At 43.2% G+C, this 16299-nt stretch carries 14 protein-coding genes; 5 read left to right on the top strand and 9 right to left on the bottom strand.

Annotation, left to right across the window (positions count from 1 at the left end; genetic code table 11):
* The first annotated feature begins 487 nt into the window (after window positions 1-487).
* The 4 genes from L3V43_RS13215 (at window position 488) to L3V43_RS13200 (ending at window position 4493) form a co-directional block, all read left to right on the top strand.
* Window positions 488-1183, top strand: a complete 696-nt coding sequence (locus tag L3V43_RS13215) for a response regulator transcription factor (protein ID WP_102057776.1) — start codon at window positions 488-490, stop codon at window positions 1181-1183.
* Window positions 1180-2559: a HAMP domain-containing sensor histidine kinase gene (locus tag L3V43_RS13210; protein ID WP_237116730.1), complete on the top strand. Its 1380-nt coding sequence runs from the start codon at window positions 1180-1182 to the stop codon at window positions 2557-2559. The genes L3V43_RS13215 and L3V43_RS13210 overlap by 4 nt, the downstream gene beginning before the upstream one ends.
* A gap of 66 nt (window positions 2560-2625) precedes the next feature.
* Window positions 2626-3501, top strand: coding sequence for a retropepsin-like aspartic protease (locus L3V43_RS13205; protein WP_237116731.1), 876 nt, complete (start codon window positions 2626-2628; stop codon window positions 3499-3501).
* A gap of 452 nt (window positions 3502-3953) precedes the next feature.
* The gene (locus L3V43_RS13200; RefSeq protein ID WP_102057773.1) at window positions 3954-4493 is read left to right on the top strand and encodes a carboxymuconolactone decarboxylase family protein; all 540 of its coding nucleotides are present in this window, start codon (window positions 3954-3956) and stop codon (window positions 4491-4493) included.
* 181 nt (window positions 4494-4674) lie between these two features.
* Here L3V43_RS13200 and L3V43_RS13195 read toward each other — a convergent pair whose 3' ends face one another.
* From L3V43_RS13195 to L3V43_RS13155, 9 genes are all read right to left on the bottom strand, one after another.
* Complete coding sequence (locus L3V43_RS13195) at window positions 4675-5679, bottom strand: NAD-dependent epimerase (protein ID WP_102057772.1); 1005 nt, start codon at window positions 5677-5679, stop codon at window positions 4675-4677.
* Window positions 5680-5690: 11 nt separating this feature from the next.
* Window positions 5691-6857, bottom strand: a complete 1167-nt coding sequence (locus tag L3V43_RS13190; protein WP_235368331.1) for a nucleotide sugar dehydrogenase — start codon at window positions 6855-6857, stop codon at window positions 5691-5693.
* A 57-nt stretch (window positions 6858-6914) separates the two neighbouring features.
* Window positions 6915-8027 (bottom strand): glycosyltransferase, encoded by a 1113-nt coding sequence (locus L3V43_RS13185; protein WP_237116732.1) that lies wholly within the window; start codon window positions 8025-8027, stop codon window positions 6915-6917.
* Entirely contained in the window at window positions 8028-9083 is a 1056-nt protein-coding gene (locus tag L3V43_RS23820) for a glycosyltransferase family 4 protein (protein ID WP_235368333.1), read from the bottom strand.
* A complete protein-coding gene (locus tag L3V43_RS13175; protein ID WP_237116733.1) occupies window positions 9076-10143 on the bottom strand; it encodes a polysaccharide pyruvyl transferase family protein in 1068 nt (355 codons plus the stop codon). The genes L3V43_RS23820 and L3V43_RS13175 overlap by 8 nt, the downstream gene beginning before the upstream one ends.
* Before the next feature lie 13 nt (window positions 10144-10156).
* Window positions 10157-11593, bottom strand: coding sequence for a lipopolysaccharide biosynthesis protein (locus L3V43_RS13170; RefSeq protein WP_010606939.1), 1437 nt, complete (start codon window positions 11591-11593; stop codon window positions 10157-10159).
* Between the two features lie 453 nt (window positions 11594-12046).
* Entirely contained in the window at window positions 12047-12469 is a 423-nt protein-coding gene (locus tag L3V43_RS13165) for a hypothetical protein (protein ID WP_010606938.1), read from the bottom strand.
* 11 nt (window positions 12470-12480) lie between these two features.
* On the bottom strand, window positions 12481-14277 hold the full coding sequence (locus L3V43_RS13160; protein WP_237116734.1) for a S8 family serine peptidase: 1797 nt from the start codon (window positions 14275-14277) through the stop codon (window positions 12481-12483).
* Window positions 14278-14400: 123 nt separating this feature from the next.
* On the bottom strand, window positions 14401-14799 hold the full coding sequence (locus tag L3V43_RS13155; RefSeq protein WP_010606936.1) for a YbaN family protein: 399 nt from the start codon (window positions 14797-14799) through the stop codon (window positions 14401-14403).
* 233 nt (window positions 14800-15032) lie between these two features.
* On the opposite strand from L3V43_RS13155, the gene L3V43_RS13150 reads away from it, so the two are divergent.
* The gene (locus tag L3V43_RS13150) at window positions 15033-16280 is read left to right on the top strand and encodes a Zn-dependent hydrolase (RefSeq protein WP_235368335.1); all 1248 of its coding nucleotides are present in this window, start codon (window positions 15033-15035) and stop codon (window positions 16278-16280) included.
* The last annotated feature ends 19 nt before the right edge of the window (window positions 16281-16299 follow it).

The following is a 16299-nucleotide window of genomic DNA, read 5'->3' as shown; positions in this document are numbered from 1 at the left end:
TTCTGAGCTCATTGATTTTTTAGTTAATGTCTTTTGGACACAATAAACGATTGTTTAGGTTAAAGCAAAACAAAGGTTTCAATGTTAATAAGCGGAGTATATTGTCCCTGTGACTCTATCTTGGCGTTTGATCAAAATTTGTGTTGTTGTGAATTTGTGTCTTTATGACACTATTAATTTTGAGTTGCAAAGGTTGCTATTTTGAGCTTGTAAGTAATGTAAAAGTCCTTTTATTTTAAATGGTTATAGTAGCTGGAAGGGATGGAAGCGGATGTTGTTTTATTATGCGATAGTTAAAAGCGGTATCAGTAGAGGTAAGTATGACGTTCCTTAACGAGTAAGGCTGTGGCATAGTAAAGTCACTTAAATTATTAGCTGAAAGATCACCCTGCAACGTGGCTACAAATATCCCTCGTCATGCGGAGGTGCTGTGGTTATAAAGCGGCTTTAAGAATCTCAGCATTAACTCGTTAAATTAATCTCAACAATGTCTGACCAATATACTGTTTTATATGTAGAAGATGACCCAAGTAGTGCTGAGATATTAAATTTATATCTGGCACAAGCGGATATGCAGGTTGTCCATTTCGATAACGCCCCAGATGCCCATAGGGCACTGCAAAATCTAACATTTCAACTCGCTATTTTAGATGTCATGCTACCCGGCGGTGATGGCCGTGAGCTACTAAAAGAAGCCGTTGCGCGCAACATTCCTACCATTATGGTGACCGCCAAAGTATCTGAAACTGATCGTCTTGAGGGGTTTGAGCTTGGTGCGGACGATTATGTATGTAAGCCTTATAGCCCACGAGAAGTGATCTCTCGAGCAAAGGCACTATGTAAACGTAGCTATCGCGGTCAGCAGAGTGCCGCTTTGTTGTTTGATGGCTTAAGTATCAACCTTGAGAGCAAATCGGTGACGGTAACACAGCAAACACCAGCGTTAACGGCCGTGGAGTTCGAGTTATTACTGACCATGGCCAAGCAGCCGCAACAAGTATTTAGCCGCGCGCAATTAATTGAACAAGTATGGGGAAGTGATGCGCCTATTACGGATCGGGCAGTCGATACTCATTTGGCTAACTTGCGTAAAAAACTAGGTGACAGTAAGGCTGAGCCCAAGTTTATCGCCACTCGTTACGGGCAAGGCTATCAATTTATCGCGCGTAAGGTGTCTTCATGAAGCTAAAAACCAAGTTTACCTTACTTGTGGCGCTTTGTACCTTTGCGCTACTCGGGAGCTTTTATCAACTATCTAAAAACTCAGCCGAGCGCACTTTTTTAGCATTTAATAAGCAAAGTGCGGTAACGTTTGGTCATTCATTGCTTGATGATGACTTAGTGGAAGAAGCATTGACTGGTAAAACCTTTGCGAGCCCAGAAGCGACGTTAACGTTTTTAGCATCAACCTTTCCTGAGCAGCTATTTATTTGGCGAGATGCTAACTCAACAGCGGATGTAAAGATCCTCAACCCCGATCTCAGCATAGACTATGAGCAGGTCAAATCCGGTCATCAATTTTCTATCCATCACCCCGGTGTCGCGGCGTTTGTGGTGCAATTTAATGAGGCGCAATATGTGTTATCACCACAGGGTGAGTTGTTTTGGTTACCTGAGGTATTGCTAGATAGGTCGTTTGAAAAGGAAGCGCTGCAGCAAGCTATGCTGGATGATTTTATGCTTACTTTGGTCATCTTATCGATTATTGCTGCATTACTTGCTTGGTTGGGGTCGTGGTACTTTTTGTCGCCACTTAAACAGCTCAAACGTAGCTTCAAGGCGATAGAGTCGGGCGAGTTAGACACCCGCTTAGCGCTAAAACGCCATGATGAAGTAGGTGAAATCATCAATAGTTTTAATAATCTTGCGGCTTGGCTACAAGGTTTGCATCAGCAATATAAACAAATGAATTCCGACTTATCTCATGAACTTAGAACACCACTTAACGGCATTCGTTCGCGCTTGGAGGCGATGGAAGACGGTATAGTGCCAATGGATAAGGCTCAGTTAGCGGTGATAACCCAAGACCTTCACAACGTTAACCGTATTATCGACGACCTGTGTTTGTTGTCATTAACCGAGTCAAAGCAGCTGACCTTGTCATCAACACGAGTAAATCTCTCTGAGCTGTTAACATCGACCTTAGTGCGTTACCAAGCACAGGCCGAAGCGCGAGGCGTGAAATTGAACGCAGATATTCTAGAAGATGTGACCGTGACGCTTGATGCCGGAAGAGTCAGACAGATAGTGGTGAACTTATTAGATAATGCCTTTAAATATGGCGCTGATGGTGGCGTTGTGACGTTAAAGCTCAGTTATCAAGATAATGAACTGGTGATTACGGTTGCTGACTGCGGCCAAGGTATGTCGCCTAATCAACTCGAACAGGTGTTTGAGCGCTTTTATCGTGCGCAGGGGTCGCGCCACGATACATCCAGTTTGGGGCTCGGTTTACCAATTTGCCGTCAACTTGCCGAGTTAATGGGCGCGACATTGACCGCGACCAGTACTGAAAATCAAGGCGCAAGCTTTTCGCTGAGGTTTTCTCGACTAACTTGATAATTGCTTGACAATTGCTCGGCATAGTTAGCTCAACAACGACATCAACAGTTTGAGAGCAAGATTATGAGAGCAATTATTTTATCAGCATTAGCATGTACCACCGTTGGCTGTGGGATCACCGCGTCTACCGCACCACAATCGCTCACTTTACCGATGAAGTACACCGAGAAAGGTCATGCTTATGTGATGGCAACGCTTAACCATACGGTTATACATCCTATGATTTTAGATAGTGCTGCGAATGTTGGTATTTTACCGGTTAATCTGAAAGCAGCACTTGCCTTGCCAGAAGATAAGCTAAGCAAAATGGACGTGCAAGGCGCAAGTGGCAGCTCAGAGCTAGTATTGGCAACGATAGACCACACCAGCGTCGGTCACTTAGCTGCAGACTCGCTTCCTTATGTATTTAAAGATATGACCCGCTTAGATGTGGAAGGCATCTTGCCTGGAATTTTGGGACATGGATACATGTCGCAATATTGTAATGTGTTTGATTTTAAAAATAATGAACTGAGTTTGTATCAAGGGGCTTGCCCAAGTAGCGTGACACAGGGCTTGGAGAGTGAAAGTTTTAAAATAGATAACAATTTCATCAAGCTAACTGCAAGTTTTAATGGCGAAGAGGTGGACGCCGTGCTTGATACCGGCGCTCCAACCAACTACATCAACTCACACCTGGCCAATAAACTAACATTAACGCTGGGCGAAGAAGACATCAGCCGAGGGTTAAACGACCAAGCGACCAAAAAGGTGGCCATAGAATCACTGCGTTTTAGCTTAGGTGACAAGGAAATCATCAATACCGAAAGTCACTTATCGGATATGCCTGTGTTTGAGGTGCTTGGATATAAAGATGAGCCGTTTATCCTGCTGGGTTTAAGTAATTTCAACGACGATAAGCTAGTTATCGACTACGCTGAGAACAAAATTTACTTTTGATCCCAACGCTGCTGGCTTGACGCTCGACCAGTCAGTAGCTAATTAAATTTCATATTAATTTAGACAGTTATGGTGTTTACTATAGCGAATAGTTATTTGAATGATCATTCAAATAAGGTTAGTCTAGCACCCAATGAGTAGTTAACCTGAGGTTTGGATAAGGAATGAGCTAACTCTTTATTCTTAAGCTCACATTAAATTTTTTCCTTATCTAGCCAGAAAGTTTTTGGGGATAACACCGCTTCCGCGTCCTGCTCTCGCTAAGGTACCTACATCCTGTAGGCAAGGCGAATTTACGCCCCAATAGCTGGCTATTGGAAGTGAATTCAACGCAGTTAGCGCTAAAACTGGCTGCTAGAAAGGCATTAATTATCCGCAGCTCAGGTTAGTTAACCTGAGGTTAGTTAGATCTCAGGTTATACCAATACAAAATGCACCAAGAGGAGCAACTGATGACTGACTTTACAATCCATACCGTAGAATCTGCACCGCAAAAAGGTAAACCATTACTTGAGAAGTCCCAGCAAGCATTTGGACGTATTCCGAACCTTCATGGTGTAATGGCGGAATCACCAGAGCATCTGCATGGTTATCAAGTGTTACATGAGGCTTTTTTAAATAGCTCGTTCAATAACGATGAAAAAACTGTGGTGTGGCAAGCGATTAATGTAGAACATGAATGTCACTACTGTGTACCGGCTCATTCTGCTATCGCAAAATCAATGAAAGTAAGTGATGAATTGGTCAAAGCACTGCGTGAGCAAGCACCGCTGGGCGATGAGAAACTAGAAGTGCTGCGTGCCACTACACTTGAAATGCTGCGTGAGCGTGGCAAACTGAGTGATGCACAAACGAAAGCGTTTTTTGCAGCAGGTTATACTAAACAAAATTTGCTGGAAATCATCTTAGCACTAAGTCAAAAAGTGATGAGTAACTACGTGAATCATATCGCACATACTCCACTGGATGATGCTTTTAAAGCGTTTAAATGATCCAGATAAGTTATCACGCGAATATAAGTTATTGATACGAAATGCCCGATAATGGTTATCGGGCATTGGAAACTGAAAAAAGTGTCTTTAGACGTCCTTTAGCATAGCAGATAAAAACGTCAGGCGCATTTTACAAAGAACTGGTCTAATGACTTAAGCAATTCTCGGTACTAGTGGGTTGTTACCTCTTGTAGTATTCCTTGAACCAACTCACAAGCTCGCTTACACCTTCAGCCACCGATACTTTCGGTTTATAGCCTGTGGCTTCAAATAAATCAGCAGTGTCTGCATATGTACGATAGACATCTCCAGGTTGCATGCCACGGAAATTCTTTTTCGCTTCGATACCTAATTCAGATTCAATGGCTTGTACAAATTCCATCAAGTTAATTGGGTGTCCGTGACCAATGTTATAAACAGCGTAAGGCGCTGAGCTGGAAGCTGGTGAGCCTTGCTCTACAGTCCATTCGCTATTCGCAGATGGCAAAACATCGGCAATCCTAACGACCCCTTCGACTATATCATCAACATGGGTAAAGTCTCGCCACATATCACCATGATTGTTAATGTCGATAGTCTCACCTGAGAGAATCTTCTTGGTGAATATATGCGGTGCCATATCCGGTCGACCCCAGGAGCCATAAACAGTAAAAAAGCGTAAACCGGTGGTGGGAATTTGATACAGATGAGAGTAACTATGCGCCATTAACTCGTTAGATTTCTTAGTTGCTGCGTAAAGCGATATGGGATGATCTACTGAGTCTGAGGTCGAAAAAGGCACTTTCTGGTTGAGACCATAAACAGAGCTTGAAGATGCATAGATAAGATGGCCTACATTAGTTGCTCTGCATCCTTCTAAAATGTTTAAGTGGCCCACCAAGTTTGAGTCGGCGTAAGCATGAGGATTTTCAATCGAATAGCGTACACCGGCTTGAGCAGCTAGATGAATAACGCGGTGAAACTGGTGGCTTTCAAAGAGCGCTAATGTTTGCTCACGATCACTAATATCGAGTTTGATAAACTGAAATAATGGGTGTTCTATACGTGCAAGACGCGCTTCTTTAAGACTAACTTCGTAATAGTCATTGAGGTTATCAATGCCAACAACTCGGTGCCCTTGGTTTGTTAGCTTTTTCACCACTGCACTACCGATAAAACCAGCCGCACCAGTTACTAAATAGTTCATTGTTGTTCTCCTCAATCAGAACCGAATAGATCCCGAGTGTAAATTTTTTCAGCGACGTCCCTGATCTCATCAACAACTCGGTTGGCAACAACAACATCACTATGTGCTTTGAATTCACCTAAATCACGGTAAACCGTTGAACCAAAAAACTCAGCTTCCTCTAGCACCGGTTCGTAAACTATCACTGTGATGCCTTTCGCTTTGAGGCGTTTCATGATGCCCTGAATAGAGGATGCTCGAAAGTTATCAGATCCTGATTTCATGATTAAACGATAGATCCCCACTGTTTTAGGATTTCGACTTAAGATCGCATCAGAAATAAAGTCTTTTCTTGTGGTATTTGCATCAACAATGGCTCGGATAAGGTTGTTTGGTACATCTTTGTAGTTGGCTAATAGCTGCTTAGTGTCTTTCGGTAAACAGTAGCCACCGTAACCAAAGGATGGATTATTGTAATGCGCGCCGATACGAGGATCTAGCCCCACGCCTTCAATGATTTGTCTGGTGTTTAGGCCATGGATTTCAGCATAAGAATCGAGCTCATTGAAATAGGCAACACGCATTGCTAAATAGGTGTTAGAAAATAGCTTGATAGCTTCGGCTTCGGTTGCATCGGTGAAAAGTACTGCAATATCGCGCTTTTCGGCACCGTTTGCTAATAGTTGGGCAAACTTTTCAGCTCGTTCACTGCGCTCACCAACAATAATGCGAGAGGGGTGAAGGTTGTCATAAAGCGCTTTACCCTCTCTTAAAAACTCTGGTGAAAATATAAGATTACTAGTATCTAGCTGCTCTGAAACCCGAGTTGTATAACCCACAGGGACAGTTGATTTTATCACCATGACTGCTGTAGGGTTAATGGCTTTAACCTCGCGAATCACGCTTTCTACCGTCTGAGTATTAAAGTAGTTAGTTTGAGGATCGTAATCCGTGGGAGTGGCGATAATTACGTAGTCTGCATGTTCATAAGCTATTTGCTTATCTGATGTCGCGATTAGACTCAGCTCCCTCTCTTGTAGAAACTGAGTTACGCAATCATCTTCAATTGGTGACTGGCGCTGGTTAAGCATTGATACTTTGTGCTCATCCACATCAAAAGCGATAACATCATTGTGTTGAGCGAGTAACACAGCATTTGAGATACCTACGTATCCTGCCCCTACTACTGTTATTTTCATAATCTATATCTCTACCTTTTGATATGAGACGGTTGTGACTTTGATTGCCTCAAAAATTTATAACTCAGCATTTTTAAAGAGTGCAATATACTTTTTCGCCGCATTATTTACGCTGAATTCCCAACCTCGAGCTTGCAACGCTTGAGTGTCTCGGTTTTGTTGTAGTTCAGCTATGATCCCGTCAGCAAATGCTTGTGGGTTTTGCATAGGTACAAGTGTACCCAATTGACCATCTTTTAGAATTTCCCGAGGACCTGCAACACAGTCACAGGAAACGACAGGTTTACCTATGGCTAGCGACTCTACCATTGCATTTGGTAGTCCTTCCCACAAAGATGACATTACAAACAGATCTGCTTTACGAATAAATTTATATGGGTTGTCAGTAAAGCCATACAAGTCTACTTTATCTGCGATCCCTAGTGCATCAATATGGGTCTTTAATTGTTCTTCAAGTTCACCATTTCCTAAAATAAGCAGTTTAAAAGGCTTATCGGGATGCTGTTGTATTAGTAAAGCGAATGCTTGCAACATCGTACCGTAGTCTTTTTGCACATTTAGGCGACCTGCTGCTACTAACACAATGTTATTGGAATCAAAGAATGGGTGTTCTACATGCTCTTGTGCAAGAGTTAAGAGGTTCTCTGAGACCACTGGATTATATATGGTATGAGCCTTTTTTTGCAGCGCGGAGCTTAGATTTGCAACGGTGATACGTACGTCATCTGACACACAAAGAACTTTATCTGCTTGTGGGTAGAATAGTTTGATAGCCAGTGTTCTTATCTTGTTCTTGAGCCAGCTATAGGCAATAAGCTTTACTGGCACTGCTTGAATAACATACCATCTGCAATCTTTAGGTAAACGTGCTCTGTGTTTTAGTGCTTGAATAAACTGCTGACCCATACAACATACGACAATATCTGGATTTAAAGATATCAGCTGTGCACCTAACTCGCTCTTAAGTTGTTTGCCTGACACGCCACCCAAAGTATGATAAGTGACTTGCTTTGGCACCATGGCTTTATTTTCACCTCCAGGTTGATTGACAATGAGGTGAACATTAAGCGCGTTTTCTGTATCGTTATCTTTGATGCCTTGCAATAAGCGCATAGTACGCCTTTGCACGCCACCACCAAATAAATCATCAAGGTAAAAAACTACGTTCATTTATTCTATTCCTAAAATGGTGTTCTTAAGTTGCGTAGTGGCATGAACAGCAGAAAAGTGACTACGTGCGCAAACACTGATTTGTGTCCTAGTGACAGTCGAATCATGATAGTAGTTCGCGATAGCGTTTGGTAGTGCTTCTGGCGAATCAATGAAATTGCCTGTTTGCCCTGCAATAATGGCTTCTTTGGCACCGAATCGGTTGTAGCCAATGGACCAACAACCACAACTACTTGCTTCCATAAACACTAAGCCAAGAGACTCTTGCAAGTTTGAGAGTAAGACAAAGATATCGGCTTGATTATATGTTGTGGCCAATTGGCGATGATTTAAGCGACCGAGAAAGTGAACCTGCTCAGATAGCCCAAGCGTTTTGATGTAACTCTCAAGTTCAGCCCTAAATGGGCCATCACCAACGATATTCCAACGAATAGGTATATCCAATATCTCACGTATTTTCACTATTTGTTGAGCGACCTCTATGTACCCTTTTTCTTTTACAATGCGGCTAGCTGTAACGAGCGTTAAAGGACGGACTACCTCAACTTCCGGCTGCAATTGAAAACACTCGGTGTCGATGCCATTGCGTATTACGACAGTATTCTGCGCAACAAGTGTCTTTATTTTCTCATCAGCTATGCTGTCTAATAATTTTTGCTTCATGTAATCAGACACAGCAATAACTTTTTGTGCCTTGATACACATATTTAGAAAGGTATCTCGGTAGCGTGCATCCTGAATAAGAAATTCAGGTTCTGAACCATGTAAATAGATGATGCAGCGGCTACAACAATAGCCGCGAAAAAGCGTTAACCACAGCTTCTTGTAATACAGGTCATTTATAATGATTACATCTGATAGCAAAGCGCGAAAAGCAAAAAAGAAGCCAGCAACGCGAGCAAAAGGGGATGCAAAGTGTGTCGCGGCAACGCTTTTGGTGATGTTCAACCCCAATGCGCGCAACCCCGTAAATATCGTTTGCGCAACGACGCCTGCGCCACCAAGCATTGGTGGCTGTTCGTGGCTGAGTAAATACACCGTTTTAGGTTTACTCACCATGTGCTCCAATCTCGCGTACAATACCTTGTAGCTGCGTTTTGAGCTCTATAATGTCCTGATCGGCGTATAATCCTAAAAAGTTTTCAATCTTTTTAGAGATAACCCATGGTTGTATGGCCGCGCCTTCTATTTTGCCAAGTATGAGGGAGTGCATTCGACCCGAAAAAACGGTATCAATAACCGATAACTCGCGGCGGTACGCTTCTAGTGGTAACACGCCATCAATCAACCTTACGTCAGCGCTCACTGCACTAGCACTTAATCGCTGATATAAGTCACGGTTACACTGCGCATCAGTATGCGTTGTGGAGGCAAGCACAATAGGAGTACCAGGCGTGTGCATTGCTAATACTTTGTCGTACCAGACCGTGAGATATTCTTGGTAGCTTTCTACCTTTGGCGCTGACACTTCATGACGATAACGTTTAAATACTGCGTAATCTGTCATTCCAACCATGAGTCCCTTGCGGGTTTCTTGACCTACAATCGGCTGTAAGCCAAATGCTAAATCAGGACAAAACTCAGCGTTAGCGGTAAAGTAATTATCTAACTTAATGACAGACTCATGCTCTCTCACACAAATTCGGGTGGTTGTTGTTAAGGCTTTGCTGATCAGCCAAGTTTCACTGCGATGAAAATGCTCGCCGCATCCTACACCCAATAAATATAGTGGGATTTTATTTTTTTTCGCATAACGTGCCCAGGCATACAACGCTGGCGGAAATGCAGCGCCAGATAAAATGAGCTGTCCACCACCAATAATTATGCCATCGTAATTACCGCTGCAGCTTTGTTTTATTCTGCCTTTATGTTTTAGCAACCACATCAGCAGATAAAATGGTTTGAATTTAAATAGAGTTTTACGCAACTTTTGGCTTAATGTTGGAGACACGCTTTCATCAGCATTACTACCTTCGGGGGCAGTATGCGTGGTAGAGTAGGGTTCACTGACATAGTTGCAACCCGCCTCACTCAATAGTGCTTTTAAGCCTTCATTGATAGCATGATCGCCAATATTGTCTGAGCCATTCTCATTAACGAGCAGAAACGTTTTCAATCTATAACCCCTATTAATTCTTTTTTGCTTTCTTGAGCATTTGAAGAGTGTGTTTTCCTGCTTCTAGCTTTAGAAGTAAAGCGAGAGCTAGGTACATGGCGACAGCTACACTGCCGAGTAAAATTAGCTCGACCCAAACATTTAAAGCTAAGTATTGTTGCGCCAACCACACTGATATTCCAGTGAATGCCGCGATAAGTAGACTCGGTATGAAGTCTGAAAGTTGTTCTTTAAGTGGATAATCCACGAGTCGATTAGCAAAGATAACACTCGGAAAGTAAACTAAATATTGGCTGGCTAATTGCCCGAATAGGATTGCGGTTACGCCGTGCTCATAGGTAAAAAATAATGCGATTAGACCCAAGGCTGCTTTGCACAGCTCTAAATACAAAAACCAATCGCTACGACCTTTTACTTTCATAATATTTATATTGATCGAAGCTAAAGGCATAGCCATGCTAGTTAGACACATAATCTGCAAATAGGGTACCGCTGGTAACCATTTCTCAGGGAGTAATGCTTGAAAAATAAGGTTAGATAACGCGCAAAGTGTAATCAGAACAGGAAAGACTAAAAAAGTCATGATAGACATCACACGTTGGTAGCCATTTTTAAGCCGCGCACTATCACTTTGAATAGAAGAAAGTGCAGGGAACGTAACCGTTTGAATTGAAGTTATGAGTTGTGAAACCAATAACTCGCGGATCCGATCCGCAAAAAAATACAACCCAGCAACCGACGCGCTTAAGACTTTTGCGACTACCATAACTGTAAAGTTTTTATAAAAGGTATCTAGGAAACTCGAAAGTAGGATTTTATAGCCATAATTATAGATTTCTTTTAAAGATTCCATCGAAACGCTGAGGGTAGGTCGCCAATCACTTTGCCACCAAAGAAATGCTGCAATTAGGATTGCTGTAATCTGGATCTGGATAATTAACGCCCATACACCAAATCCTAGATAGGCGAGAAAAACCGCGCTGATACCAGATATAAAAACTGCTGGAAAGTTCGCTCGTAAAATCCGATTAAACTGCATTTCACGTGATAGCATTGCCATTTGAACGACATGTAGAGAGTTAAAAATCAAAGACAGAGCGCTCACTCTAATCATCAGTGTGAGTTCCGCGCGCTGGTAAAAGTCGGCGACAAAAGGAGCACTGAAAAATAGTATAGCGACGGCTAAAACAGCGATGGCAATGTTGGCAAAAAATGCAGTATTGGTATCTACCTGAGAGAGATTTTCTTTTCGGATCAATGCAGAGCGAAAGCCCGATTCCATCAATGTTTGACCCAAAGTTAAAAACAATGCCATCATGGCAACCAAGCCATATTCATCAGGTGTTAGGAAGTAAGCCAACACTAAGGTGACTAATACCGTGATCCCTCGTCTTGCAAGTTGCTCAATAAAACTATAAATCACGCTAAAAAGCGTCTTTTTCTCTAACATCTAGTTCGTTTACCAATAGTTCGAAACATACATGAGTCTTTCAGATGTATGCGGTATTCCAAGTGAGTAAAGTTGAGCTACTTAACAGTTCATATGAAGAAGGTTTCTTATTAAGACTATAAAGTAAATATTCGAAACCCAATATTTTATAGTATTCAGCCTCATTACTCCAGCTGCAACATGTTGACGTCGCGCGTTATCGAATCACGGGATCTAAGTGTAATATGTTCCTTAAATAGGAGGAATTCATAAAGTGTATAAGTGTGTATCTGTAGAAAGCTTTAAATATCCCTTTTTGCCACTGCTTTATCAGAAACATAAAATCATAAAAGAAATGGCGCTAGTTTGGGGCAGGCAGAACGAAAGTGGGTTTGGCGTAGGCGTAACAAAACCAACTTGAATCGCATTATATGTCTAGAGGAGAATGAGAGGTAGGCCTCTCATTCGTTAATATCACTCGCTTTCTAATCCTTCAAGCTGTAAGCCTATCTGAGTGCTTAAAACCCCCGCTTGTGTACGCAATTGTGCATTCAAGGTTGTGAGATCTGTTTGTGCGTCTGTGTGTCTGTAGATAGCACGACTACCACGAACATAGCTGAGAACTAGGCTATTATCGCGAGCAAAAGAATGTGCATTGACGAGAGGCAAGTGTTCAACAATGATTTCACCCGTTACTGTGTAGATTTCTCCTGTAGAAGGGGATTGTAGTTTCAATCCCTTAACGAGCGTGGTGTTATCTCCCTCAAGAGAAACAAAAGCGTGGTTATTAATACTTATTTCAGCACCGTGTGGCGCCTCAGTTAATTCTATCAACACATTGTCGGTCGCAAGAGCTTGGCCACTAAGTAGTATGACTGATAAAAAGAGTGCTTTCATAATGGTTCTCCTTAGTTATGACCAATAAAACGAATTTGCCAAGAGGTAAGCTGGCCATCTTGCGCATTATTTCTGTGTACAGCACGAATGTCCGGTGCGCCACTTACTGGATCAAAGATAAAGGCTTCGTCCTCACTTTGTGTATCAATTAACCGAATGGTCCATTGGCCTTGCGCAGGTTCGCCATAGAAGTGATGCGATAGCATTTGCATATCATTAAAGCCGTTGCGTCCAGAAATAGTTCCTGTTCTTGGCGTCATTAATACGCTGCGAGTACCTGATGGAGAAATAAGCTCAATTGCAACGTCACGGGTACTGGTATGCTCACCGGTTACACGGATCTGTACGGCTTCTACGGTGACATCGTTGTCAATTTGTACCGAACTTTCTGCGCCAGCAAGGCTACCGTCAGGAATGGTGACATTAGCATTAACTTGCTGCCAAGGGGTGACAGTGAAATTACCTCTATCTTCATTATAGAAACGAGCCATATTTACTGCAGCATCAACATCAATTGCACCAAAGCCGTAGAAGCCATGGTAGTTATAACCTGCAGCATTGCGCTGCCATGCGGGGATCGCATCATATTGTTGTGCTTCTCCAGCCGCATTATTAAAGGTCAATGTAACGCCAGGATTGTCCGCATCAATTTTACGCGCTGTAGAGGCTAAGATATGTCTCACATCGCGCCAAGTTAATGCCGGGTTTGCTGACATGATAAGTGCAATTGCCCCTGTTGTGTTTGGTGCAGCGGAAGAAGTGCCGTTCATCGTTGCATTATAATCACAATTAGGATCCAGTGGATGGCTTCCATGTAAGGTGTTACGCAGATTGGTCGGGTTGCTTCCCCAGTCACAGCCACTGATGTCCGTAGAGATTATAGCGGGAGTGGTTGAGCCGTACTCACCGCCAGGCGCACTGACAAAGACGCTTGAACCAACCGTAGAGTATGACGAGCGTTTACCGTCAGCATTATAAGCAGACACAACCAAATTCCAATAGCTGGTATCAATACGCTCTAAGTTAACATCTTGCATTGGTAAGCCATGGTTACGATTTGCAAACCATAGATACCCAGGCCCTAAACCACTGGCATTAAAGCTTTGAGCTTGGTAACCATTACCTGCAGATTTTACGAAAATTGCACCGCGGCCGCTGTGACTTGTAGTCGTGATCTCTTCTTGAGCATCTTCATAGGTCTGTAGCCATGGAGAGAAGTCGTAGTTAAATGTTTGCGGTGATGAAAGGGTTCGGCCATAGCTTTGGTTAAATACTCTAGGAAAATCAAAAGAAGCTTTGTTGAAACCATCAGAATACATGCCGTGAGACTGTAACCAATTTTCCATACTTCCGTTTTTAAGATAGTTAAAGCCAACGAGCCCGGCTCTAGGTGCGACACCACGACCGCCAATGCCATTAAATGCACTGGCAGCAATGATACCTGCGACACCTGTACCGTGACCATCGCCGCTGTTGGCTGGTTTTAAATCAGCAGAATTCGTAAGGAAATCCCATGAGCCTGGTTTTACATTGTTTATAAGATCAGGGTGAGTAAGCTCAACACCACCGTCGATGACTGCGGTGGTTACGCCTGTTCCCATAATACCAAGCGCATGAGTAAGGCTAAGGTTTAGATCTTCTCCTGCAACACCACCTCGCTCAGAAAAAGCATTTTGCCCTGTATTTTTCAAATGCCATTGTTGGTTGACAAGGGGATCACCTGGAAATAATGGGTATTCTTGTTGGGCACTAACAGTGCCATGAAGTATGCCTAGCAAAGTAGCTAGATAAGTTATTTTTATTTTCATGGTATCTCAGTTTTTATTGTTTCTTTTACAAGAACAAACTATATACCCTAAAAAGGGACTTAATGTAAATAGTGGGTTATATATGTATTTTTGTTGTTTTTATTTTGTTTGTTATAAGTGGGGCTACTTTGTGCTTACAGGAATTATGGACGGACGCGTTAGAATATAGCTGAGCACTCCGGCTTCGGTTATAGCGACAGACCACACCACCCAAACAGGTGCGCCACTAAAGCTCAGTGCCAGTAAGCCAACACTCATGCCAACCGCCGCGCCAATCTTGCCTTTTATGGGGATCACCTGATGTTGTCGCCATGCAAGCAGACTCGGGCCAAATTTGGGGTGGGTAAGCAGCCAGTTTTCTAACTTAGGAGAAGAGCGGGTAAAGCAAGCAAGGGCAAGAATAAAAAAGATGGTGGTAGGCATAACAGGCAGTGCCATGCCGATAAAGCCGAGACCAACAAAGACGATGCCAGCAACATGCAGCCAAAAACAACGATTGAATAAGGGGATTTTTTTACGCATAGGCATCCTCATATTTCGGGAGTGCTGAACTGGCAGCGCATCATGGTGACCTGAGCCAACATTGTTAACCAGAAGCCAATTATTAAAAGCATATCACAGCGGCTGAAATTCGCGAATTTTCAACTAAGCTAAAGCAAAGAGATTATCAGTCGGACGTCAGTGTTTGAAATAGCGAATCTGATCTCAGGTTAAGTACAGGGAAGTGGTGCGACTGAAACGTTGAGGAGCAAAGTATGCAAGTAAATTTAGAACGTCTAAAGTCTACCTTATTTGCGCTCGCGGAGTTCGGCTATAACCATGAAGATAAGGGAATTTATCGCCAAGGTTTTAGCAATGAGGATTTTGCAGCGCGTAAATGGCTGATGGAATGCGCACAAAGCGAAGGATTTGTGAGTCGTATGGATGGCGCTGGCAATGTGATTATTGAAATGACCTGTCCGGATATCGCAGCGAAACCCGCAGTGATCATCGGCTCCCATCTCGACAGTGTACCAGCAGGTGGCATGTTTGATGGTACTTTGGGCGTCATTGCGGGGTTTGAGTGTATTCGTATTTTAAAAGAGCACAATGTGCAATTGGATAGGCCGATTTGGGTCATCGGTACCAGTGAAGAAGAAGGGCGCTTTGGCGGCATGATCGGGGCACAAGCGCTCACCGGGAAGTTAACGCCTCACCAATTACTCACAAGTCATGATGCGGATGGCTGTATGCTTAGTGATGCCATGCGCGCGCAAGGGTTAGACCCTATGGATGCACTGAATGCGAGGCTAGAACCTGAGCAAATAAATAGTTTTTTTGAATTACATATAGAGCAAGGGCCCGTGCTTGATCAAAAAGGCATTCAAATTGGTGTGGTGGAAGGGATTTCGGGGGTATTTAAATGGATGGTGAAATTAATTGGAAAGGCCGACCACGCAGGCACAGCCCCCATGGAGATGCGCAGCGACGCCTTTATGGGGTTGGCTGACTTTGCCTACCAGTTAGACCGTATTATTGCAGAGGACGGCACAGATACCACGAGGATCACCGTCGGTAAGGCAGAATTAAAGCCGGGTTTTGCACATACGATTGCTGGAGAGGTGGATTTCACCATCGTCGCGCGTGATATGGACGAAACGGTGATGGAGAACCTTGAAATTGCCTGTCGTAAAGCGCTTTCAGCCATCGCTCGAAAACACCATTTAATGTTTGAATACGAGCAGGTGAGTTGGTTGTCTCCAATGAAGTGTACACCTGAGATGGTGGAATTTATTAGTCAACAGGCAGAGACCTTGTCGCTGAATTATCAAATCATGCCAAGTGGTGCTGGTCACGATAGCCAGTTTTTTTCAGAAGTGTGTCCCACGGGGCTGATATTTATTCCATCACTCAACGGCGTTAGCCATGCGCCAGACGAATGGAGTCATTGGCATGATGTTGAAGCTGGGAGTAATTTACTGCTGCAATGTGTTCAAAAAAGAGCAATAAAAACAAAAGAATAAATGTAAGGCTGGGGTGAAA

This window comes from Pseudoalteromonas sp. L23, assembly GCF_021728455.1.
In the GTDB taxonomy this organism is placed as follows: Bacteria; Pseudomonadota; Gammaproteobacteria; order Enterobacterales; family Alteromonadaceae; genus Pseudoalteromonas.
Note: the sequence above shows the minus strand (reverse complement) of the source record. Positions and strands in the feature narration are given on the sequence as shown.

What these genes read in the sequence shown, in the direction of transcription:
- L3V43_RS13190 (WP_235368331.1), bottom strand. Translation starts at nt 6,857, where the DNA reads ATGAAAATAACAGTAGTAGGGGCAGGATACGTAGGTATCTCAAATGCT.
- L3V43_RS13155 (WP_010606936.1), bottom strand. Translation starts at nt 14,799, where the DNA reads ATGCGTAAAAAAATCCCCTTATTCAATCGTTGTTTTTGGCTGCATGTT.
- L3V43_RS13150 (WP_235368335.1), top strand. Translation starts at nt 15,033, where the DNA reads ATGCAAGTAAATTTAGAACGTCTAAAGTCTACCTTATTTGCGCTCGCG.
- L3V43_RS13215 (WP_102057776.1), top strand. Translation starts at nt 488, where the DNA reads ATGTCTGACCAATATACTGTTTTATATGTAGAAGATGACCCAAGTAGT.
- L3V43_RS13165 (WP_010606938.1), bottom strand. Translation starts at nt 12,469, where the DNA reads ATGAAAGCACTCTTTTTATCAGTCATACTACTTAGTGGCCAAGCTCTT.
- L3V43_RS13170 (WP_010606939.1), bottom strand. Translation starts at nt 11,593, where the DNA reads ATGTTAGAGAAAAAGACGCTTTTTAGCGTGATTTATAGTTTTATTGAG.
- L3V43_RS13200 (WP_102057773.1), top strand. Translation starts at nt 3,954, where the DNA reads ATGACTGACTTTACAATCCATACCGTAGAATCTGCACCGCAAAAAGGT.
- L3V43_RS13185 (WP_237116732.1), bottom strand. Translation starts at nt 8,027, where the DNA reads ATGAACGTAGTTTTTTACCTTGATGATTTATTTGGTGGTGGCGTGCAA.
- L3V43_RS13210 (WP_237116730.1), top strand. Translation starts at nt 1,180, where the DNA reads ATGAAGCTAAAAACCAAGTTTACCTTACTTGTGGCGCTTTGTACCTTT.
- L3V43_RS13195 (WP_102057772.1), bottom strand. Translation starts at nt 5,679, where the DNA reads ATGAACTATTTAGTAACTGGTGCGGCTGGTTTTATCGGTAGTGCAGTG.
- L3V43_RS13160 (WP_237116734.1), bottom strand. Translation starts at nt 14,277, where the DNA reads ATGAAAATAAAAATAACTTATCTAGCTACTTTGCTAGGCATACTTCAT.
- L3V43_RS13205 (WP_237116731.1), top strand. Translation starts at nt 2,626, where the DNA reads ATGAGAGCAATTATTTTATCAGCATTAGCATGTACCACCGTTGGCTGT.